Genomic DNA, 20,175 nt, shown 5'->3' with positions numbered 1-20,175 from the left:
CGTAACGAAAACGAAGCCCGACAGGATTCAGGAGCCTGTCGGGCTTTTGCTTTGGTTTCAACTCAGGGCAGCCAGTTGCCTGCGTAACTTTTCGGCCTGGGTTTGGGCGGCAGCGAGTTTGTCGCGTTCCTTTTGCACCACCGGCGGCGGGGCTTTTTCGGCGAAGGGGCTGGCGAGCAGTTTTTCCAGCCGGGCAATCTGCCCTTCCACTTCGGCGAGTTCTTTTTCCAGCCGCGCCCGCTCTTCGGCGGGGTCAATCAGGTCAGCGAGGGGCAGGAAGATTTCCACACCCCCGGCCACTAACGCCACGCTGTTTTCGGGGCGCTCGGCGAGGTGCTCCACAATGGTCAGATGGGCAGGGTCAAGCCGCGCCAGGGCAGCCAGCGGCTTGCTCAGGCTTTGCAGCGCGGCGGTGTATTCGCCCGCGGCGATGGTCGCGCCGATTTTCACCGCCGGTTTCACCTTCTTTTCGGCGCGCACGTTGCGGATGGCGCGCACCACTTCCTGGAAGGCGGCAAACTGCGCCACTTTGTCGTCTTCCCAGCCCTCTTTGTCGCGGCTTTCCGGCCAGGGGGCAACGATGAGGGCTCCCGGCCAGCCACCCGCGGGGGTGAAGGCCGCGTTGCCTTCGCCGTAACGCTGAATGACCGCGGCTTTCAGGTGCCCCCACAGGGCTTCGGTGACGAAGGGGGTAAAGGGGTGCAGCAGCCGTAGGGTGGCGTCGAGCACCTTCACCAGGGTTTGCGCGGTGGTAAAGGCGCGGTCGCCGCCCTCGGCCAGTTGGGTTTTGGCGATTTCCAGATACCAGTCGGCAAATTCACTCCAGAAGAAGTCGTAAATCTGCCGCCCGGCTTCGCCGAACTGGTAGGCCTCGAACAGGCGGTTGACGCGGCGGATGAGGTCTTGCAGGCGCGCCCAAATCCACGAGTCGGCTAAAGTCCAGTCGGCTTCGCCCTGCCGCCGGTCGGGGGCTTTTTCCAGCGCGCCAATCACGAAGCGCCCGGCGTTCCACACCTTGTTGGCGAAGTTGCGGTTGGCTTCCACCTTCTTCAGGCTGAGGTTCATGTCGTTGCCCGGGCTGGAACCCACCAGCAGGGTAAAGCGCAGCGCGTCGGTGCCCAGTTCGTCCATCACCACTAAGGGGTCAATCACATTGCCTTTGGTTTTGGACATTTTCTGCCCGTGCTCGTCGCGCACCAGCCCGTGCAGGTAAACCGTGTGGAAGGGCGGCTTGCCGGTGAATTCCAGCCCCATCATGATCATGCGGGCGACCCAGAAGAAGAGGATGTCGTAGCCGGTTTCCATCACGCTGGTGGGGTAGAAGTAGCGGTAATCGGGCGTCTCTTCAGGCCAGCCCAAGGTGGAAAACGGCCACAGCCCCGAAGAGAACCAGGTGTCGAGCACGTCGGGGTCTTGGGTGAGTTCCACGGGGTGGCCGTAGTGGGCTTCGGCCTGCTGGTGGGCTTCCTCTTCGTTGTGGGCAACGAACACCTCGCCATCGGGGCCGTACCACGCCGGAATGCGGTGCCCCCACCACAACTGGCGGCTGATGCACCAGTCGCGGATGTTTTCCAGCCAGTGGAAGTACACCTTCTCGAAGCGCTCGGGGATGATGCGGATCTGGCCTTCGCGCACGGCTTTCAGGCCGGCTTCGGCCAGCGGCTTGATTTTCACGAACCACTGGGTGGAAATCATCGGCTCGATGAGAGTGCCGCCGCGCTGGGAAACCGGCACCTGATGGACGTAATCTTCCTCTTTGAGCACCAGCCCCGCGGCGCGCATGTCTTCCCATAGTTTCTTGCGGGCTTCGAAGCGGTCAAGGCCTTCGTAGGGGCCGCCGTGCTCGTTGATGGTGGCGTCTTCGGTGAAGATGTTGATGATGGGCAGGTTGTGGCGCTGGCCGATTTCGTAGTCGTTGGGGTCGTGGCCGGGGGTGATTTTGAGCGCGCCGGTGCCGAATTCGGGGTCGACGTAATCGTCGGCAATCACGGGAATGCGGCGGCCTAACATGGGCACCACCACCTCTTTGCCCACGAAGGCCTTGTAGCGCTCATCTTCGGGGTGGACGGCCACGGCGGTGTCGCCCAAAATGGTTTCGGGGCGGGTGGTCGCCACGGGAATGTAGCCGCTGCCGTCGGCGAGCATGTATTTGAAGTAGTAGAGTTTGCCCTGCTGCTCGCGGTATTCAACCTCAAGGTCAGAGACCGCGGTTTTGAGTTTGGGGTCCCAGTTGATGAGGCGCGGGCCGCGGTAAATCAGGCCCTTCTTCCAGAGGCGCACGAAGGCTTCCCGCACGGCACGCGAGAGGCCGGGGTCGAGGGTGAAACGCTCGCGCGACCAGTCGCACGAGGCCCCTAAGCGGCGAATTTGCCCCACAATGCGGTCGTGGTAGCGTTCCTTCCAAGCCCAGGCATGTTTGAGGAAGCCTTCCCGCCCCAGGGTTTTGCGGTCGATGCCTTTGGCGGCCAGGTCGCGTTCCACCATCAGTTGGGTGGCGATGCCCGCGTGGTCGGTGCCGGGCAACCAGAGGGTCGGTTCGCCCTTCATGCGGTGGTAGCGGGTCATCAGGTCTTCGAGGGAAACGAACATCGCGTGGCCGAGGTGTAGTTCGCCCGTCACGTTGGGCGGCGGCATGGAAATCACGAAGGGCTGCTTGTGGGGGTCGTGGCCGGGGTCGTTGGGGTCGTTGGAAGGGGCAAAGTAGCCGCTGCTTTCCCAACGGTGGTAGATTTCACCTTCCAGTTCGCGGAAGTTGAAAGTAGGGGGGAGTTCGTATGCGGTCATGGTGGCCTCCAGAGGAAAGTTGCCTGTGTCAGGTGTTCTGGTGTCAAGTGAAGATGTGCTCGGTGAATGATGATGGCGATTAGCGATTGGCGATTAGCGGTTGGCAGTTGGCGGCGGCTTTCCGCAAATCGCAAATCATCACTCGCAATTAAACAAAGAACCCCCTCCGCATGAGGACGGAAGGGGAAATCCGCGGTACCACCTCACTTCGCCGCGCCTTACGGCGGCGACGCACTCGTTACCCCAGCGGGCGGGCAGCCGATTGGGGCCGCGCGGTAACGGGCGCACCCGGGCCGGTCTACTCACCGCAAGGCGGCTTTCTTCGGCCTGCTGCTCTCGGCGACCTTCGGCAGGGCTGGGCTGTGGCGGCTTTCAGCCGGTGACCGCATCTTTTCTGTCAGCCAGCGGGCTGCTTACTCCTCCGAGAGGGAAGTAGGGTATTTAAGTTGTGCTCCAGATTATACGGGAGGGATAGCGGGTTGTCAAGGTTCGGCGAGGGCGACTTCGTATAGCCAGCCGCCGTTTGCGCCCAGGCCAGAAAGGCGGATGCACAAAAACGTAAGCGGGCAAAGATTTCGTATAGCCATTCAATTAACCAGCCAGCCAGCCAGCCAGCCACACACTCACACAAATTCCCGAAAAACCCGATTCCCCAACAACCGTCCGCGCGCCGTGAGGTGCAGCCGCTCGCCATCGGCCGACCATGTCAACAAACCCTGTGTCACCAGCCGCCGAATTGCCGCTCCATACACCGCCATCATCTCTTGCCCAAAACGTTGTGCAAAGGCGCGCCGGGCAACGCCTTCCTCGGTGAGCCTGAGCCCCATCATCATCGTTTCTGCCATCTCGTCGGCGGGGGAGAGCAGGCGGACGTTGACTGTTGCGGGTGTACGCGGAAAAACAGAGGGCCGTGCATCAGGGCCCAGACGACGAATGTAGCCCGCGGGCGTCAATACGTTGGCTGTGCGCACTCCCGCAGCATACCCGTGCGCGCCAGCGCCCAACCCCAAATAGGGCTGATTCCGCCAATACTGCAAATTGTGACGGCAGGCCATTCCTGGCCGTGCCCAGTTGGAGATTTCGTATTGCGCATAGCCGTTCTTTTGCAGAAATTCATCAGCCCACAGATACATTTCGGCAGCCAGGTCTGGGTCGGGGTTAGGCAACAAACCGCGGGCCACCCAGTGCGCCAGCGGTGTGCCGTGTTCCAGCGTCAGCGCATAGAGCGAAAAATGTTCCGGCTGCAGAGCGGTGGCCTGTTCCAGAGACCATTGCCATCGTTCCAGCGGCTGATGGGGAAGGCCAAAAATCAAATCCAGGTTGAGATTATCGAATCCGGCGGCGCGTGCCCAGGCCACAGTGCGAATGACCGCGACAAAATCGTGCTCGCGTTCCAGAAGGCGCAAATCATCTGGATGGGCCGACTGGACTCCCAGACTGAGTCGGTTGACTCCTGCCTTCCGCAACGCTTTCAGGTAAGCCCTGTCTATCGTGCCGGGGTTGGCTTCCAGAGAGATTTCGGCCCCTTCTGCCAGTGTAAAGCGGCGAGCGATGGTTTCCAGAACATGCCCGATTTGTGCAGGGGTGAGCAACGAGGGGGTACCGCCCCCAAAATAGACCGTATGTACGGGCAACGGCTTGCCAGCAGCCAGGGCCACCAGCCTGATTTCCTGGCAGAGGGCTTCCACATAGGCTGCCCGCAAGTGCTCTTGCCCGGCATAAGTGTTGAAGTCGCAATAACTGCACCGGTGGCGGCAAAAAGGGATGTGCAGGTAAAGGCTGTACATGCTCGAAAGTATAACACCGGCAGGCATGGTATAATCGGCGCGCCGAATTTGGCTCAAAGGTGCTCTTATGGCAGAGAAACCCGAAACTCCCACTAAAATTTGCCCGACCTGTGGCACGCGTTTGAGCGCCAACGCTACGCGTTGCCATATCTGCGGGACGACGTTTACCCCTGAAGGGAAAGCCAAGCCTCCGCAAACTGCCCGCCGCAGCCGAATGCCGCAGATTACACTCACGCTGCCGGTAGCGTTGGGGTTGCTGGCCTTTTTCGTGGCCTTAGGCGCTGTGATGGTGTATCTGGCACTCCGCCAGTCGAACCGCATCGTGGAACCCACGCCGGTGCCTTCGCCGACCATGACGTTGACACCCACCGTGACCCCCACACCCTTGCCGCCCACACCTACCAACACGCCGTTGCCTACGCCAACCCCCCTGGCCTACGTGGTCAAAAACGGCGATACCTGCGGCAGTATTGCGCTGGCTTTCAACGTTTCGATTCAAAGCATCATCTTGCAAAACAACCTTTCCTCGGCGTGCACCCTTTACGTGGGTCAAAAACTGCTCATTCCGCAGCCAACGCCCACACCGACACCCACGCCCAAAGCCACACTCAGCCCGGCCGACGCCACAGCCCAGGCGTGCGAGAAAATTACCTACACTGTGCAGGAAAACGACACCCTGAGCGGCATTGCCATCAACTATAATGTGCCCATTGAGGCCATCCGTCAGTACAATGGCCTGGTCAGCAACACCGTTTTTGCCGGGCAAACCCTCATCATCCCGCTGTGTATGCGGAACCCCACGCCAGGGCCTACCGCCACGCCCACGCCGCCGCCGCCTTACCCCGCACCAAACTTGCTGATTCCGGTCAACGGGGCAGTCTTTACCCTGGCCGACGATACGGTAGCCCTGCAATGGGCCTCGGTGGGCGAACTGCGGAACAATGAGGCTTACCAGGTAACAGTGGAAGACCTGACCGCTGACCGCGGGCGCAAAATTGTGGCTTACGTCACCGATACCAAGTATGTCGTGCCGGCTTCGTTCCGGCCTACTGAACCCAAGCCGCACATCTTCCGCTGGTGGGTGGTCACCGTCCGGCAGGTGGGCACCGACGACGAAGGCAACCCCATCTGGAAGCCGGCGGGCGACCAGAGTGAATCGCGGGTCTTTAGTTGGAGCGGCGCGGCCACCGGCCCCTCGCCGACGCCTACACCAACCCCTGCCAATGGTGGCTAATTCTTGCACATTCCGGGAACGCACGATAGCCGAGCCCTTGCTAAGCGCAGCAAGGGCTCGATATTTTACTCGATGTTTTGCGTTATGGCCCCATGTATAGTTGTGAGGGTGGGCTATTGGAAGTCCCTCAACTCACGAAAGCCCAAAATATCACCCCCCAGAGCGTTGCTGCCTGGGGGGTGATGGCTTTCAGGTCGAACCCGGGAAACCGTTACGGCTTCTCGATTTCACCGGTTTCGATGCGGTAGTTGTAGATATCCTGCATCTTGTAGAGATCCTGTTGCAGGATGAAGAAACCATGCCAGTGGGCCCAGTCGGGGCCGCCCATCAAGGCGCCCTGGCGAGCGCGCCGGCCTTCGTGGTGCCAGAGGTGATAGTAGAGGATCTGGAACTCGTCGGCCCACGGGTTGTCTTTCAGCAAGCCTTTGGCCTGGAGATCGTCCAGCATCTTCTTCGCCGGCGCGTAGTAGCCTTCGTTGTAGAGCTTGACGGCTTTGTCGGCGCTGGCAAAGTAGTCGTCGATCATGGCGCTGGTATGGCATTGTGCGCAGACTTGCTTCATCTCTGCACGGCCCTGTTCAGCATGGCCGGTGAGCGCGGACATGGGATCATCTGAATTGCGCGGTTGAGATTCTTTGGCCCACGCGTTCCAGTACAGGCGCTCAGAGACGTTGTGCGTCGGTTTGAGGTCGCCGATGCCGCTCATGTGGCAGGTGGCGCAGGTGGGGGCCCGGTAGTCACCAGGTTCCCAGTCGCCAGGCGGGCTATCCCATTTCCAGGTTTCGCCCTCGGTGGCGTAGATTTGCCCGTGTTTGGTGTTTTCGTAGATTTCGATATCGGGATGGTCTGGCCCCAGGTGGCACGAGGCGCAGGCTTCCGGTTTGCGGGCTTCCTCGATGCTGAACTTGTGGCGGGTATGGCACACTGTGCAGTTGCCGACCTCGCCGTTGGGGTAGATGTTGCCGATGCCCGAAGTGGGGTAGGTGTCTGCCGTGGGAACGCCGTGCTCATCCAGTTTGATGCGTTTCCCGTGGCATTGCATACAACCGGTCTCTTCAGAGGCCCCGCTCAGCCCTTCGATGTCGCGCCCTTCGTGGTGGTGAATCAAAGTTTGCATGGATTCTTTGTCTTCCACCTGCAAAGCAGCCCGATGATGGCCGCTGGCATCAAATTCTTTGACTTCATCGGGGTGGCATTTGGCGCAGGTCGAAGGCGGCACAAGCATGGAAAGGGATTCCTTCACATCTTCATGCCCCTTGATGTCTTTGAGCAGCATCGGGGAATCCGGTGTGGTTTCGTGGCAGTCCAGGCAGGTGACGCCTTTTTGGGCGTGAGCGCTGTGGTCCCAATCGCTCACAATGCCGGGGGTTTCCTTGGCGTGGCAGTCGATGCACGCTTTGGCCTCTTCCGTGACACCTTGGGCGTTGGGAGCTGCACTCACGCTCACAGTGGGTTGGGCTGCCTTCGGCGCCTTGGCACTGCAGGCGCTCAATACGCCCGCACCGAGGATCAGCAACCCCAGCACGAACAGGGAAACCACAAAAAGTTTGCGCTTGCTATGCATAGAACCTCCTTGTTAGGTTTTGGTCGGGTCTGAGCATTGCGAAAAGCAGCGGCTAACGGTATTTACTGATCAAGAGGTATTTGTTGAGGTTTTCGTGGCCTACGCCTGGGTGGCAATCCACACACTTGGCATCGATGAGCCCATCGAAGTATTTGGCATGAGCGTCGTGGCCCGCCGCAATGGATTGCAGGTTGGTGTGGCATTGCAGACAACCAGAATCGTAAACGTATTCTGCCCGTCGTTCTCGATTGGCTTGCCAATCGAGGGTAAACTCGTCCATCACCAAAGCGATCCAGGTGTCGTGGATTCCTGATTCACTTTTGGAGACCAGGTAGGCAAAAGCGTTGGAGTGGTTGACGTGGCAGTCGGAGCATTGGGCTGCGACGCCGTAGGGATTGTTGCCGCCGTGTACTGAGTCATGATATGCTGCCACCATGGGCTGCATTACATGACAGGTGCCGCAAAACGCTGCGTGGGCGGTCGCCTCAATTCCCGTATCGACGACCATCCATGCAACTGCGGCAAGCACTGACACAGCGAGCAAGCCGCCAATGACGTAAAGAATCTTTTTGCCGCTAACCTTCATTTCACCTCCTTCCGAGAAGTGCTCAGCGGGGTTTTTAATGCCACTTTAATTATACCCTTTTCGCCATATTTGTAAATATAAAAGCACCAAAAGAGTAACAAAACGGCAAGTTGCACTGAGCAACTTGCCGTTTTGTTGGTGGGAAGGCGAAAGGGAGGGGAGACGAATTTTCTCTGCGTGCTTGACCATTTGAAGGGGCGCGGATATAATAACGCCCGCTTGCAAATGCGCTGGTGCTGGAACTGGCAGACAGGCGTGGTTGAGGGCCACGTGCCCCTTAGGGCGTGCGGGTTCAACTCCCGCCCAGCGCACACGAGAACCCCAGGCTGAGAGATCGGGCCTGGGGCTTTTCTGTTGCTATTACTGGGGGTTTTCTTCTGCGAATACCAGCTGGGCGAATTTGTCCAAGGGCATGGCTTTGTTGATGCGCTGTGAACCTACGACAATTGTCGGCACCTGACGGACGCCAGCCTCACGCGCGCGTGAAGGGTGAGCAATTACTTCAACCTCTTCGATTTCTACGTGGGGGTAGCGTTGCCGAAAGGCTTTCAGCATTTTGCTCGTCGGAATGCAACGGGGACACAGGAGAGACTTGTAGTACACGATCTTGGTCGTCATAAGTAGCTCCAAAGGCAAGGTTTACGGGCAACTTATGCCCAGAAACGGGCGTAAGTATAACACGCTTTTGCTTGCGATAATGATAGTTATCAAAAACATGGTTTCTTTTTTCTAAGGTTGTGCGGTAAGGTCGTGCGGTGCCGTTGCTGCCCCCCTCCCTCTTTTGTTTGCGAGCCTGCTGGCTACTGTCAGCACCAAGCATCGGCGCGACTACGGCGACAATGCCTATCCTCTGTATACAAAGGTATGCAGCAAGACCACTGGTAAGACGCGCTCCCCTACCCCACTTCCCAGGAGCGTATCTTGAAACACAAATACCGCGTGCCTTTGTGTCGTTAACGCCCAAGCACACTTGTTTCCGCTCACTGCACTGCTGGTGTTTATTTATTGTAAACAATTTCTGTGCGTACCCAGGCTACAAGGTGCCGTACGGTTTCGAGTTCACCCGCGTAGCGTCGCCAGCCGGTTACGCCCAGGGAAGTTAGCAGTGCGCGCCCCTGGGCATCCTCGTTCATCGCCAGCAGCACCTCTTCCAGCCGCTGCCCCAGCGCGGGATAAGCTCGCCGCACCAACCAGACGTGCGCGGCAGGGGTGTTCCACGGCCCGGCGATCACCCGCAGCGCGCGCAGTGTACGCAATGCCAATGCCCGATATGTTGCCTCGCAGAGCAACCCCAACGCACAGTCGCTGGAAAGCACCCAGCGGATGGCCTGCTGCCACGACGCTGCGGGCACTGCTTTGGGCCTTAACCCACGCTGGTAAAGCGTGTAAAGCCCCAACGTGGTGGCAAACGTCCCCGGCACTACCGCCACCCGCGCGCCTTCCGCGGCTTCCACTGTTGCCGCTGCCCCGCGGGCAGCCACCAGAAACGCACCGTCCACATCGGTCGCGGCCACCACGGGCACAAAACCGTGCTGGTCGGCCAGCATTAGCGCCCGCGCGGGGTCAGCATACACCACCGCCGCCCGCAGCAAGGCTTCCTCACCCACCTGCAAAAAATCCACCGATGGCCGCCACACCAATGGCTCTCCCACCCGGTGGCGCAGATAGGCTACCGTTTCCGCCCATGCGGCTACCTCCCGCCCACCGCCGTGCGGGCAGGTCGCCAGCCGATATCGGGAATCCGACCATTTTGCCAAGGGGTGCTCCTTGCCCAAAAGCGGGCGAAAGGCGTGCCGACGAAGCCACCCTTCGACTCCGCACCTTTCAGGTGCGCCGCTCAGGGCGGGAAGGGTGAGATTCTTCGCGATGGGTCTTCCCAAAAGTATTATACCTACCCTTGGAGTATACTTAATCTGGTTACCCCCCAAAATTCTCCCTCGCAATGCGCAACTCTTCATTCTTTATCACCGAGGTGTGCCATGCCAACCGATGACCTGAAAAAAGCCCAAGCCCGCTGGGAGGAAGAAACCTTAGCCCCTACCCTGCGCCGCTTTCCAGAGCGCAAGGAGGAATTCACCACATCTTCGGGCATTCCCGTGCCGCGACTGCTGCTGCCGCCCGACCCTGATCCGGATTACCTCGACCAACTCGGCTTCCCCGGCAGTTTCCCCTACACCCGCGGGGTGCAGCCCACCATGTACCGCGGGCGCTTCTGGACCATGCGGCAGTACGCGGGCTACGCCACTGCGGAGGAATCCAACGCACGCTACCGCTACCTGCTTTCCCAGGGGCAAACCGGCCTTTCGGTGGCCTTCGACCTGCCTACCCAAATCGGCTACGACGCAGACGACCCCATGGCCATCGGCGAGGTCGGCAAGGTGGGTGTTTCCATTTCCTCGCTGGAAGATATGGAAACCCTGTTCCGTGACATTCCGCTGGAAAAGGTTTCCACCAGCATGACCATCAACGCGCCTGCGGCGATTTTGCTCGCGATGTACATTGCCGTTGCCAAAAGGCAAGGCGCGGACATCCGCAAACTGCGCGGCACCATTCAGAACGACATCCTCAAGGAATACATTGCCCGCGGTACCTACATCTTCCCGCCCAAGCCTTCCATGCGGCTGATTACCGATATTTTCCAGTTTTGCGCCCGCGAAGTGCCCAAGTGGAACACCATCAGCATCAGCGGCTACCACATTCGGGAAGCCGGCGCGACCGCGGCGCAGGAACTTGCCTTCACCCTGGCCGACGCGATTGCCTATGTGCAAGCCGCGGTGGACGCGGGGCTGGATGTGGACACGTTCGCGCCGCAACTTTCCTTCTTCTTCAACGCCCACAACAACTTCTTCGAGGAGATCGCTAAATTCCGCGCCGCGCGGCGCATGTGGGCTAACATCATGCGCGACCACTTCGGCGCGCAAAACCCCAAATCGTGGCGCTTGCGCTTCCACACCCAAACCGCGGGTTCCACCCTCACCGCGCAGCAGCCGGAAAACAACATCGTGCGGGTCGCGCTGCAGGCGCTTGCCGCGGTGCTCGGCGGCACGCAATCGCTGCACACCAACAGCATGGACGAAGCCCTCTGGCTGCCCACCGAAAAATCCGTGCGCATCGCGCTGCGCACCCAGCAGATCATCGCCTACGAATCGGGCGTGGCCGACACCATTGACCCGCTGGCGGGCTCCTACTTCGTGGAATACCTCACCGACGAACTCCAGCGCCGTGCAGAAGCCTACATCGCCAAAATCGACGAAATGGGCGGCGCGCTGGTTGCCATCGAGCGGGGCTACATCCAAAACGAAATTCAGGATGCCGCCTACCGCTACCAGCGGGCCATCGAGCAGGGCGAGCAAATCGTGGTGGGCGTCAACGCGTTCCAGATTGAAGAAGAACACGCGGACCTGGAACAGCTCAAAGTGGACCCGGCTATCGAAGAGGCCCAACGCGAGCGCCTGAAGGCCCTGCGCGCCCGCCGCGATAGCGCCAAAGTGGCTGAAATTCTGGCACGCATCGAACAGGCCGCCCGAGGCGATGAAAACCTGATGCCCTTGTTCATCGAAGCCGTGGAACGCGACGTGACCCTGGGCGAGATCACCGGCGTGCTACGGAAGGTGTGGGGCGAATATCGGCCGGAGATGTGAAGGGTGCGAAGGGTGCGAAGGGTGCAGTGATGCCCTGATGCCCTGATGCCCGGTATAACTCCCTCAATCCTCCCCAATTCCCAATACCTTAATCCCCCCTCGGAGACCTTCTATGTCTAAAATTCGCCGTATGGACCACCTGGCCGTCGTCGTGGCCGATTTGGACGAAGCCCTGACCTTCTGGCGCGACGCGTTGGGGCTGCCGGTGGCCGAAATTGCCGCTGTGCCTCAGGAGCACTCGGCCATCGCCTTCCTGCCGCTGGAAAACGGTGAAATTGAACTGGTGCAGCCCACCGACGACGAAAGCGGCATCGCCCGCTACCTCGCCAAGCGCGGTCCCGGAATGCACCACATCTGCCTGGAAGTGGACGACCTGGACGGCATGTTGGCGCGCCTGAAGGCCCGCGGCGTGGAACTCATCAACCCCGAGCCGGTCACGAAGCCTAACGGCGTGCGCTACGCGTTTGTGCACCCCAAGAGTGCGTTTGGGGTGTTGGTAGAGTTGTACGAGAAGTGATGCCCGGATGCTTGGGGTGTCGAATATCAGCGTGTCAGGTGTCGGGGTGTCAGGATGCCCCGTGCCCTGATCCCCGGTGTCACAGACAACCAACCGGCTACCTGACTACCTGACTAAATGACAAAATGACTCTCCGCCCACCTCTCGCTCCCAGCATGTACCAACCCGTGGCGCTCGCGTGCTGCGATTTTCCCGCTTGCCGCGGGACGTGCTGCGTACACGGCGTGTGGGTTGACCTCATCGAGGTGGAAGCCATTTTACGCCACGCGGCGGGCATTGCCGCGCTGTTGCCGGAAGACGCGGCCGACCCGGCGACGTGGTTCACCGACGAAGAGGAAGATGACCCCTACACCCCCTCGGGGCAGGTGCGCCACACGCGGGTGCTGGCCCGGCCTGAACACCCTTTGGGCACGGCATGCGTGTTCTGGCTGCCGCCGGAGGGGCACTGTGCGCTGCAGGCCGCGGCAGAAGCCCAGGGTTGGCACCCGTGGACGCTGAAACCGTTTTATTGTGTGCTGCACCCGCTGGATTTGGACGAAGAAGGCCGTATCACCTTAGACGATCCGGAGGAATTGCTCAACACCCCCGGCGGCTGCGTGCGTCGCGCGACAGAAGCCCGCCCGCCGGTGGAGATTTTCGCTGCCGAGTTGGAATGGATAAACAAGGAAGTCGATTAGTCGTTTAGTCGTGTGGTCGTTTAGTCGTGTGGTCGTTTGGTCGGGTCGTCGGGTTGGGGCGGGAATGCAATTCGCAATTCCTCATTTCGCAATTTATTCGTACCGCAAGGCTTCCACTGGCTCCAGGCCGGCGGCGCGATTGGCCGGGTAAAGGCCAAAAAACACCCCCACCGCAGCAGAAAACAGCGTTGCCAGCAGCACGGCGTTTAGCCCCACCTGGGGCACGATATCGGCATGTGAGGCCGCGGCAATCTTGCCCACGGCTACGGCAATGCCCCACCCCACGACAATGCCCAAGAGCCCTCCCACCAGGCTGAGCAAGATGGCCTCGGTGAGGAACTGGATGAGGATGTCGCGCTTGCGCGCCCCTAACGCCTTCCGCAGCCCGATTTCGCGGGTGCGCTCGGTTACGCTGACCAGCATGATGTTCATGATACCAATGCCACCGACCAGCAGGGAAATGCCGGCAATGCCTCCCAGGAAGATGGTCAGGACGCGCGTGATGGTGCGGAAGGTACCAAGGAACTCTTCCTGGGTGAAGATGGTGAAATCGTCGTCCTGGTCGGGGCGCAGGTGGTGGCGTTCCCGCAAGATGGCTTCCACCTCCTGCCGGGCTTCGTTGACTTCATCGGCCGAGGTGGCAGAGACCATGATGACGTCGACGCGGTTGGGCTTGTGGGTGATGCGCGCCATGGCTGTGGTGAGCGGGATGAGAACACGGTCGTCCTGGTTGCCGGAAAGCGCGCCACCCCCTTTGGCTTCCAACACGCCAATGACCCGGAACGGCTGCCCAGCGATGCGCACGGTCGCGCCGACGAGACCAGCCGTGCGACCGAAGAGGGCCTGCGCCGCATCGGGGCCCAGCAAAGCCACCGAGGCGCGCCCAGCCAGGTCGGTATCGTTGATGAAGCGCCCTTCGGTGGTGTGGTAGTTACGGGCGGCGGCATAGTTGGGGGTCACGCCCACAACCGAGGTGACATGGCTTTCCCCGGCAGCCGTGACTACGCTATCTTTGATGACCAGCGGAGCCACCTGTGCGACGGCAGGCGCTGCCAGGGGGTCTTCCAAAGCGCGAACATCAGTGAGTGTCAGGTGGCGGGAAATCGCCGCGGGGTTGCTGCCGGGGCGCATCCGCCCCGGCATGACGAAGAGCAAATTGGTGCCAATACCTTCAATCGAGGAAGTGATGCTGTTTTCTGCCCCGCGCCCAATGGCTAACATGGCAATGACCGCTGCCACGCCGATGACGATGCCCAACACGGTCAGCAAAGAGCGCATCTTGTTTGCCAGCAAACTGCGCACCGCGTCGCGCAATGCCAGCCAGAACGTTGCCATCATGAAGCCGCCTCCGCTCGTTTGCCGGTGGTGATGCGTTCGATTTGGCCGTCGCGAATGTGAATAACCCGCTCGGCGTAGGCCGCAATTTCGGGGTCATGGGTCACCAGCACGATGGTCGTGCCCTGGTCGCGGTTGAGTGTGACCAGTAGCCCCATGATTTCCTGCCCAGAGCGGGTATCGAGGTTGCCGGTGGGTTCATCGGCCAGGATGATGGCCGGGTTATTGACCAGCGCCCGCGCGATGGCCACGCGTTGCTGTTGCCCGCCCGAAAGTTCGTTGGGTTTGTGCATCAGCCGGTCGCCCAATCCGATGGCTTCCAAAGCAGCCTGGGCTTTCTCGCGGGTGCCGTTAAGCATGCCGGCATAACGCAGGGGAAGTTCGACATTGGCTAAGGCTGTCATGCGTGGCAGCAGGTTGAAGCTCTGGAAAACAAACCCCACCTTGCGGTTGCGGATGCCTGCCAGTTGATCGTCGTTCAGTTGGGAAACCAACTGCCCGTCGAGCAGATATTCGCCCGCGGTGGGCCGGTCGAGGCAACCGAGAATGTTCATCAGGGTCGATTTCCCAGAACCGGAAGGCCCCATGATGGCAATGAGTTCCCCTCGGGCGACGTCGAAAGAGACGCCGCGCAAGGCAGGCACTTCGACCGCGCCCATGCGGTAGATTTTGGTGATTTCACGTACCTGGATGACCTGGTGGGTCATCACTGGCCTCCGAAAAAGTTGAAGGTTTCCGCGGGGGGATTGAGAATGACGAGGTCGCCTTCCTTGAGGTTGCCTTTGAGCACTTGTGCCATGGTGCCGGAAGTCGCGCCGAGGGTGATTTGCACCGGCTGGGGCTGGCCGTCTTTGAGCACGAAAACCACCGGTTTGCCGTCTTTGACGCGTACCGCCCGGCTGGGCACCAGCAACGCATCGGTGATTTTGGTGGTTTGAATGTTGACGGCAGCGGTCATGCCGGGGCGGACATGCTCGTCTGCGTCGGTCATGTGCACGGTGACGCGGAAATTGACGTTGCCACTGCGGTCGGGCACCCCTGCCAGGGCTACTTCTTCGACCTCGCCGTGGTATGTACGGCCCGGCAACGCATCAAATGAGAGGATGGCTGGCTGCCCCGTGCTCACATGTGCGACGTCCAGTTCCGAAAGTTCGACGTCAACGTAAAGGGCGTGCAGCGCATCGATGCGGAAGGCGATAGTGCCGGGGGCGACGACATCACCGGCGTGAACGTGAATGTCGCTGATGGTGCCCGAAAACGGCGCTTTCAGGGAAGCCATATCAAGCGTGGCCTGAGCAGCATCGATTTGGGCCCGCAAAATGGCAACCTGGTTGGCAGGCGCGCCGTTCTTCCAATGCTCGACGTCGCGCTGCGCTTGCTCGACCTGGGCCTTGGCCAGCGCGAGGTTGGCTTCGGCCTCTTCCATATCCAGTTCACTGGGGCCATTCAGATTGGCTTTAGCAACCTGTTCCTGCCGCTTGGCCATTTCCAGTTGGGCGCGAGCAGCATCGCGCAACGTCCTTGGGAGTTTGGGGTCGTTGACATCATGTTGAAGCGACTGTACCAGATTATGCCATTTGTCGTATTCTTTTTGAGCGTTGTCTTTATCCCAGTTGACCAGCCAATCGTAATGGTTCTGGGCGCGGTCTCGCTGCCGCTTGGCCGTGGCCAACCGCTGCAGGGCTTCAGCGTATTGCAGGCTGGCGGCGTCTTCCAGGTCTTGTAACTGCTTTTGGGCGTTGAGCAGCGAAACCTGGGCTTGCAGCAGGGCCTGGGGCCAGGAATCGTGCCGCAATGTCGCCAGTACTTCATCGCGCGTCACCGCTTCGCCCAAATCCACGGCCACTTTCCCTACAACGCCGTTGATTTGCCACACCAGGGTGGCGCTTTGCGCCGCGCGGACGGTGCCGCTGGCGTCAATGCTGGCTTCCAGGGTGCCCCGTTTGACGGCTACGGTGCGCCACTGGCTGGCCTCGCTGGTCTGCTGGTGCGTGCGCGCCTGAACGTACCACACGCCTCCCGCTGTCAGCAGGAGCAGCACACCCACCCAGATGAACCATCGTCGTTTCATGTTGGACCTCCAGGAGGTTTACTTACCAGTTGGTAAGTTGATTTTATCAGTGAAGGCCCGCGTTGTCAAACCGGCCGACAGACGGATGACTTCCGGCGGTGGCTCGGATGGTATGGGAAGCCGGTTTTGGATTCTTCAGGGGGTATGTTTGCAGAAAGCGGGTACAATTGCAGCGATGAAACATTTTCTGCAGTGTTTTTACGACCGCTGGCAACGGAACGAGGTGGCGCTGCGGGCTGCGGCGCTCACCTATTATGCTGTGTTCTCGATGTTCCCCTTGCTTTTACTGGTCACCAGCGGCGTGGGCTGGCTCTTGCGCGACCCTGCTTTCCAGCGGCAGGGGTGGGGATTGGTGATGGAGTTTCTGCCGCGCGGCAGCGATGTCTTCACCCGCCTGTTGCAGGAAATCGTGCTTGCTCACGCGTTGCCGAACTACCTTGCTGGCCTGACGCTGCTGTGGTCGGCGGCGGGGTTTCTACGCGGTTTGTTGACCGCTCTGGATGTCATCCACAATGGGCGCGGGCGGCGCGGCGGCTGGTGGGTGCATTTGTGGAGCGTAGGACTGGTGGCTTTGCTTGTGCCTGGTTTGTTAGGGACGGCGACGCTGGTGGCTTTTATCGCCCGATTGGTGGCTTCCTTGCCGTGGGTTGGGTATTCTCCCTTTGTCGCGGTGTTTACGCACCGGTTGACGTTGTGGGGCATTGCCTCGGCGGCGTTTTATGCCCTTTTCCGGTTGATGGCCCGCGAGCGGCCGCCGCGCCGCGCCAGCGCGCTGGCAGGTGGCGTGACTGGTGCGTTCTGGCTGGGTCTCAACGCGGGCTTTGGCCAGTATTTGACCCTCGCCTTTCAGCGGCTCAACTTCATTTACGGTTCTCTGGCCGTGGTTGTGGCGCTGATGCTCTATTTTTATCTGGTGAATATTATCATTCTCACTGGCGCTCAGTTTCACGCGTTGCTGCATCGTCTGGATCAATGCACGCCGCACCCCCTTCCCTGGCCTTTTCGGCGATAGCCTGCAGCAGCCAGGTTGCAACACAACACATGTGCAAGGCAACACCCTTGACAAAAAAGCCGCGCCGAGGAGCGCGGCTTCCTGCATTTACGTTTCTTCAATGAACTGGACGTAAATTCCCCGTTCTCGAAGCCAGTTCAGCGCGTCGTCAACGGTCGCGTCTTCCCCACCGATTTGAAGTTCGATCCACCCCGCTTCGGCGCCCACCTGCGCGCGCAAAATATTCACCGTCAGGTCGAACCGCTGGATGAGCTGATTGAGCACCGGCACACGCAGCAGGTCGGGCGGATACACCAGCCGAACAAGCGTCTCTTTCATCGCAGCCTCCTTGCCTCCATGAGCAACGGCCTTGTTATGGTGATTTTAGCACAAAATCCAGGCTGTCGCCTTCGCGAGCCGCCAGTTGTCCACAACCGGCTTGAATATCAATGCCGCGCCGCAAGCGCACGGTGCAGGGAATGCCAGCATCGGTGAGCACCTGGCAAAATTCACGGGCGCGCTGGTGGGAACTGGCTTCTCCCTGAAAGCCTTGTGTGGGGTTGAGCGGAATCAAATTGACATGCGCTAACATGCCTTTGAGTAAGGCGGCCAGACGGCGCGCCTGGGCTTTTGTGTCGTTCAGGCCGCGAATCAGTGCCCATTCGAAAGTCACGCGGCGATGTGTGGTGGTAGTGTAATCCCGCACAGCGTCCATGAGCGCATTGAGAGGGTATTTGCGATTAATGGGAATCAGCGAGGAGCGTAATTCGTCGTCAGCAGCATGAAGGGAGATGGCGAGGTTGACCTGGCGCTTTTCGGCGGTAAAACGCCGGATTTGTGGCACCAATCCCACGGTGGAAATCGTCATGCGGCGGGCGCCCAGGGCAAAGCCTTGGGGGTGGTTGAGGATGTCAATGGCCTTCAGCGTGGCATCGTAGTTGTGGAAAGGTTCTCCCATGCCCATGAAGACAATATGCGTGACGCGTTCGCCGCGTTCTCTGAGCCAGCGGGCGTAGTAAAGCACCTGGGCCACAATTTCGCCGGCGCTCAGGTTGCGTTGCAACCCCATTTGGCCGGTGGCGCAAAAAGCACACCCCATTGCGCATCCCGCCTGGGTAGAAATGCACAGGGTACGCCGGCGTACGTAGCGCATCCGCACGGTTTCGATTTGCGCCCCATCGGGCAGGCGAAAGAGGGTTTTGTGGGTTTCGCCATCCGTAGAGACCAACGTCGCCGCGGGCTGGAAGGCCTCGAAGGTGAAATCGCGCCCCAGCGCCGCGCGCAGGCTTTTGGGCAGCGGTGTGAAGTCTTTGGGGGAAGCCCACAAATGCCGGTAGAGCCCCTCCCAGAGCTGGCGGGCGCGATAGGCCGCTTGCCCCTGGGCCTGGACCCACGCCTGCAAATCATTGAGGTCGAGGTCGTAAATCAGGGTACTCAGGTTACTCATGGATTTTTGTTGGGGGAAGGCACCTGGACCACGCGCTGCCCCTGCCAGTGGCGTTCCCGCTCCAGAAAGTCCACCACCGCGGTAAAGTCGGGTGCAATCAAGTCGGGCACCGGCTCCCAGCGGGCAGCCTGCTCGGCCGAGGTGACGCCGGAAAGCACCAATGCTGTGCGGCATCCGGCGGCTTGGCCGCCGGCAATGTCGGTCTCCAGCCGGTCCCCTACCACAAGGGTTTCCTCCGGGCGCGTGCCCAGCCGCTCCAGCGCCATTTGGAAGAGCAGTGGCTTGGGTTTGCCCACCACGAGCGCGGGTTGGTCGGTCGCGGCTTCAACGGCTGCAATGATGGCCCCGGCTCCTGGCACCAGCCCTTCCGGCGTGGGAAAAGTGCGATCGGGGTTGGTCGCGATGAACAGTGCCCCGTGACGAATGAGCAAAGTGGCGGCGCGAATTTGGCGGTAGGTGCATTCGCGGTCAAGGGCAACAACGACGGCCTGGGGTGTGTTTTTGGGGTGAGGTTTTTGGAGCCATTGTTTTTGCCATTTATTGGCTATACGAAATCCAGCGTTTTTCAAGGTTTCCCGCAGCCCGCCCTCTCCAATTACATACACCCATGCGCCCGCGGGCAGCCGCTCGGCCAACGCGTGCGCCGCTGCTTGCGCCGAGTTGAGAATACGGTCAGCAGAAACTTCCAGCCCCAACCCTCGCAGACGCTCAACGTACTGCTCCACCGAGCGCGTGGCATTGTTGGTCACGAAAACCGACGAAATCCCCAGCGCCTCAAGGCGCGTAAACAAGGCCGGCAAGTCACCCAAGGGCTGGCTGCCACGCCATACTACTCCGTCCATGTCCAAAATCAAGGCACGAATCGGCATGCTGCACTCCCAAACAACACCGCGTCGGGGCGAGCCCGACGCGGTCAATGATGCGTTTTACAATTCGGCTTTGGGCGGCGGCTCGAGCACTTTGTCTACCAGGCCATACTCCGCCGCTTCTTGCGCGCTCATGTAGTAATCGCGCTCGGTATCACGCTCAATGGCTTCCAGCGGCTGGCCGGTGTGGTGCGCCAGAATTTCGTTCAGGCGCTCCCGCAAGCGCAAAATCTCTTTAGCCTGGATCTCGATATCCGAAGCCTGCCCTTGCGCCCCACCCAGTGGCTGGTGCATGTGAATGGTCGCATGCGGCAAAGCGTACCGCTGGCCCTTGGTACCTGCCGTCAACAGCACCGTGCCAAACGAAGCCGTCAGGCCAACCGCTACCGTGCTGATAGGGTTGGTAATCATCTGCATGGTATCGTAAATCGCCAGCCCGGCATAAATCTGACCGCCCGGCGAGTTGATGTACATCTGAATAGGCGCTTCAGGGTCTTCGCGATTGAGGTACAACAGTTGCGCCACAATCAGGTTAGCCACCTGATCGTTGATTGGCGTGCCCACGAACACAATCCGCTCTTTGAGCAACAGCGAAAAGATATCGTAAGCCCGCTCGCCGCGCCCAGAGCTTTCAATTACCATTGGGATTACCGCCCGCGGGTCCATCATGTTGGC

At 60.2% G+C, this 20,175-nt stretch carries 18 protein-coding genes and 1 tRNA gene; 6 read left to right on the top strand and 13 right to left on the bottom strand.

The features are described 5' to 3' along the window. Nucleotides 1-57: 57 nt before the first annotated feature. Both ENJ54_11890 and hemW read right to left on the bottom strand, forming a co-directional pair. Nucleotides 58-2,784 (bottom strand): valine--tRNA ligase, encoded by a 2,727-nt coding sequence (locus ENJ54_11890; GenBank protein HFC10532.1) that lies wholly within the window; start codon nucleotides 2,782-2,784, stop codon nucleotides 58-60. A 623-nt stretch (nucleotides 2,785-3,407) separates the two neighbouring features. Next, complete coding sequence (gene hemW, locus ENJ54_11885; protein HFC10531.1) at nucleotides 3,408-4,571, bottom strand: radical SAM family heme chaperone HemW; 1,164 nt, start codon at nucleotides 4,569-4,571, stop codon at nucleotides 3,408-3,410. 67 nt (nucleotides 4,572-4,638) lie between these two features. Here hemW and ENJ54_11880 point away from each other — a divergent pair, with 67 nt between their 5' ends. After that, nucleotides 4,639-5,805, top strand: a complete 1,167-nt coding sequence (locus ENJ54_11880; protein HFC10530.1) for a LysM peptidoglycan-binding domain-containing protein — start codon at nucleotides 4,639-4,641, stop codon at nucleotides 5,803-5,805. A gap of 211 nt (nucleotides 5,806-6,016) precedes the next feature. Here the strand turns inward: ENJ54_11880 and ENJ54_11875 are convergent, their stop codons facing one another. Together ENJ54_11875 and ENJ54_11870 are read right to left on the bottom strand one after the other, a co-directional pair. Continuing rightward, nucleotides 6,017-7,369, bottom strand: coding sequence for a beta-ketoacyl-ACP synthase (locus tag ENJ54_11875; protein ID HFC10529.1), 1,353 nt, complete (start codon nucleotides 7,367-7,369; stop codon nucleotides 6,017-6,019). Between the two features lie 52 nt (nucleotides 7,370-7,421). Further along, nucleotides 7,422-7,955 carry a cytochrome C gene (locus ENJ54_11870; GenBank protein HFC10528.1) on the bottom strand — a complete coding sequence of 178 codons (534 nt, stop codon included), beginning with the start codon at nucleotides 7,953-7,955 and terminating at the stop codon, nucleotides 7,422-7,424. A 227-nt stretch (nucleotides 7,956-8,182) separates the two neighbouring features. Here ENJ54_11870 and ENJ54_11865 point away from each other — a divergent pair. Continuing rightward, nucleotides 8,183-8,266 (top strand) — tRNA-Leu (locus ENJ54_11865). A gap of 49 nt (nucleotides 8,267-8,315) precedes the next feature. Here ENJ54_11865 and ENJ54_11860 read toward each other — a convergent pair. Together ENJ54_11860 and ENJ54_11855 are read right to left on the bottom strand one after the other, a co-directional pair. Then, nucleotides 8,316-8,573, bottom strand: coding sequence for a hypothetical protein (locus tag ENJ54_11860; protein ID HFC10527.1), 258 nt, complete (start codon nucleotides 8,571-8,573; stop codon nucleotides 8,316-8,318). Between the two features lie 380 nt (nucleotides 8,574-8,953). Next, a complete protein-coding gene (locus ENJ54_11855) occupies nucleotides 8,954-9,913 on the bottom strand; it encodes a hypothetical protein (protein HFC10526.1) in 960 nt (319 codons plus the stop codon). 21 nt (nucleotides 9,914-9,934) lie between these two features. On the opposite strand from ENJ54_11855, the gene ENJ54_11850 reads away from it, so the two are divergent. The 3 genes from ENJ54_11850 (at nucleotide 9,935) to ENJ54_11840 (ending at nucleotide 12,790) form a co-directional block, all read left to right on the top strand. Beyond that, complete coding sequence (locus ENJ54_11850) at nucleotides 9,935-11,596, top strand: methylmalonyl-CoA mutase (GenBank protein ID HFC10525.1); 1,662 nt, start codon at nucleotides 9,935-9,937, stop codon at nucleotides 11,594-11,596. A 112-nt stretch (nucleotides 11,597-11,708) separates the two neighbouring features. Next, nucleotides 11,709-12,113, top strand: a complete 405-nt coding sequence (mce, locus tag ENJ54_11845) for a methylmalonyl-CoA epimerase (protein HFC10524.1) — start codon at nucleotides 11,709-11,711, stop codon at nucleotides 12,111-12,113. A gap of 125 nt (nucleotides 12,114-12,238) precedes the next feature. Beyond that, a complete protein-coding gene (locus ENJ54_11840) occupies nucleotides 12,239-12,790 on the top strand; it encodes a DUF3109 family protein (protein ID HFC10523.1) in 552 nt (183 codons plus the stop codon). Nucleotides 12,791-12,883: 93 nt separating this feature from the next. Here ENJ54_11840 and ENJ54_11835 read toward each other — a convergent pair whose 3' ends face one another. The 3 genes from ENJ54_11835 to ENJ54_11825 are packed head-to-tail and all read right to left on the bottom strand — an operon-like array spanning nucleotide 12,884 to nucleotide 16,196. Continuing rightward, the gene (locus ENJ54_11835) at nucleotides 12,884-14,125 is read right to left on the bottom strand and encodes an FtsX-like permease family protein (GenBank protein ID HFC10522.1); all 1,242 of its coding nucleotides are present in this window, start codon (nucleotides 14,123-14,125) and stop codon (nucleotides 12,884-12,886) included. Then, on the bottom strand, nucleotides 14,125-14,832 hold the full coding sequence (locus ENJ54_11830; protein ID HFC10521.1) for an ABC transporter ATP-binding protein: 708 nt from the start codon (nucleotides 14,830-14,832) through the stop codon (nucleotides 14,125-14,127). The genes ENJ54_11835 and ENJ54_11830 overlap by 1 nt, the downstream gene beginning before the upstream one ends. Next, on the bottom strand, nucleotides 14,832-16,196 hold the full coding sequence (locus ENJ54_11825) for an efflux RND transporter periplasmic adaptor subunit (protein ID HFC10520.1): 1,365 nt from the start codon (nucleotides 16,194-16,196) through the stop codon (nucleotides 14,832-14,834). Before ENJ54_11825 ends, ENJ54_11830 begins: the two co-directional genes overlap by 1 nt. On the opposite strand from ENJ54_11825, the gene ENJ54_11820 reads away from it, so the two are divergent. Then, complete coding sequence (locus tag ENJ54_11820; GenBank protein ID HFC10519.1) at nucleotides 16,177-17,208, top strand: YihY/virulence factor BrkB family protein; 1,032 nt, start codon at nucleotides 16,177-16,179, stop codon at nucleotides 17,206-17,208. The genes ENJ54_11825 and ENJ54_11820 overlap by 20 nt on opposite strands. Before the next feature lie 87 nt (nucleotides 17,209-17,295). Here ENJ54_11820 and ENJ54_11815 read toward each other — a convergent pair whose 3' ends face one another. The 4 genes from ENJ54_11815 to ENJ54_11800 are packed head-to-tail and all read right to left on the bottom strand — an operon-like array spanning nucleotide 17,296 to nucleotide 20,169. After that, a complete protein-coding gene (locus ENJ54_11815; GenBank protein ID HFC10518.1) occupies nucleotides 17,296-17,526 on the bottom strand; it encodes a FeS-binding protein in 231 nt (76 codons plus the stop codon). Nucleotides 17,527-17,560: 34 nt separating this feature from the next. Then, nucleotides 17,561-18,634, bottom strand: coding sequence for a 23S rRNA (adenine(2503)-C(2))-methyltransferase RlmN (gene rlmN / locus ENJ54_11810; GenBank protein ID HFC10517.1), 1,074 nt, complete (start codon nucleotides 18,632-18,634; stop codon nucleotides 17,561-17,563). Continuing rightward, a complete protein-coding gene (locus tag ENJ54_11805; GenBank protein ID HFC10516.1) occupies nucleotides 18,631-19,503 on the bottom strand; it encodes an HAD-IIA family hydrolase in 873 nt (290 codons plus the stop codon). The genes rlmN and ENJ54_11805 overlap by 4 nt, the downstream gene beginning before the upstream one ends. A gap of 57 nt (nucleotides 19,504-19,560) precedes the next feature. Next, entirely contained in the window at nucleotides 19,561-20,169 is a 609-nt protein-coding gene (locus ENJ54_11800; GenBank protein ID HFC10515.1) for an ATP-dependent Clp protease proteolytic subunit, read from the bottom strand. Nucleotides 20,170-20,175 lie beyond the last annotated feature (6 nt).

The organism is Chloroflexota bacterium (assembly GCA_011322445.1).
Classification (GTDB): Bacteria; Chloroflexota; Anaerolineae; order Anaerolineales; family DRMV01; genus DRMV01.
This window is presented reverse-complemented; position numbering and strand designations above follow the sequence as displayed.

What these genes read in the sequence shown, in the direction of transcription:
- ENJ54_11855 (HFC10526.1), bottom strand. Translation starts at nt 9,913, where the DNA reads ATGAAGAGTTGCGCATTGCGAGGGAGAATTTTGGGGGGTAACCAGATT.
- ENJ54_11830 (HFC10521.1), bottom strand. Translation starts at nt 14,832, where the DNA reads ATGACCCACCAGGTCATCCAGGTACGTGAAATCACCAAAATCTACCGC.
- mce (HFC10524.1), top strand. Translation starts at nt 11,709, where the DNA reads ATGTCTAAAATTCGCCGTATGGACCACCTGGCCGTCGTCGTGGCCGAT.
- rlmN (HFC10517.1), bottom strand. Translation starts at nt 18,634, where the DNA reads ATGAGTAACCTGAGTACCCTGATTTACGACCTCGACCTCAATGATTTG.
- ENJ54_11840 (HFC10523.1), top strand. Translation starts at nt 12,239, where the DNA reads ATGACTCTCCGCCCACCTCTCGCTCCCAGCATGTACCAACCCGTGGCG.
- ENJ54_11860 (HFC10527.1), bottom strand. Translation starts at nt 8,573, where the DNA reads ATGACGACCAAGATCGTGTACTACAAGTCTCTCCTGTGTCCCCGTTGC.
- ENJ54_11890 (HFC10532.1), bottom strand. Translation starts at nt 2,784, where the DNA reads ATGACCGCATACGAACTCCCCCCTACTTTCAACTTCCGCGAACTGGAA.
- ENJ54_11875 (HFC10529.1), bottom strand. Translation starts at nt 7,369, where the DNA reads ATGCATAGCAAGCGCAAACTTTTTGTGGTTTCCCTGTTCGTGCTGGGG.
- ENJ54_11800 (HFC10515.1), bottom strand. Translation starts at nt 20,169, where the DNA reads ATGATGGACCCGCGGGCGGTAATCCCAATGGTAATTGAAAGCTCTGGG.
- ENJ54_11815 (HFC10518.1), bottom strand. Translation starts at nt 17,526, where the DNA reads ATGAAAGAGACGCTTGTTCGGCTGGTGTATCCGCCCGACCTGCTGCGT.
- ENJ54_11805 (HFC10516.1), bottom strand. Translation starts at nt 19,503, where the DNA reads ATGCCGATTCGTGCCTTGATTTTGGACATGGACGGAGTAGTATGGCGT.
- hemW (HFC10531.1), bottom strand. Translation starts at nt 4,571, where the DNA reads ATGTACAGCCTTTACCTGCACATCCCTTTTTGCCGCCACCGGTGCAGT.
- ENJ54_11870 (HFC10528.1), bottom strand. Translation starts at nt 7,955, where the DNA reads ATGAAGGTTAGCGGCAAAAAGATTCTTTACGTCATTGGCGGCTTGCTC.
- ENJ54_11835 (HFC10522.1), bottom strand. Translation starts at nt 14,125, where the DNA reads ATGGCAACGTTCTGGCTGGCATTGCGCGACGCGGTGCGCAGTTTGCTG.
- ENJ54_11825 (HFC10520.1), bottom strand. Translation starts at nt 16,196, where the DNA reads ATGAAACGACGATGGTTCATCTGGGTGGGTGTGCTGCTCCTGCTGACA.
- ENJ54_11880 (HFC10530.1), top strand. Translation starts at nt 4,639, where the DNA reads ATGGCAGAGAAACCCGAAACTCCCACTAAAATTTGCCCGACCTGTGGC.
- ENJ54_11850 (HFC10525.1), top strand. Translation starts at nt 9,935, where the DNA reads ATGCCAACCGATGACCTGAAAAAAGCCCAAGCCCGCTGGGAGGAAGAA.
- ENJ54_11820 (HFC10519.1), top strand. Translation starts at nt 16,177, where the DNA reads ATGAACCATCGTCGTTTCATGTTGGACCTCCAGGAGGTTTACTTACCA.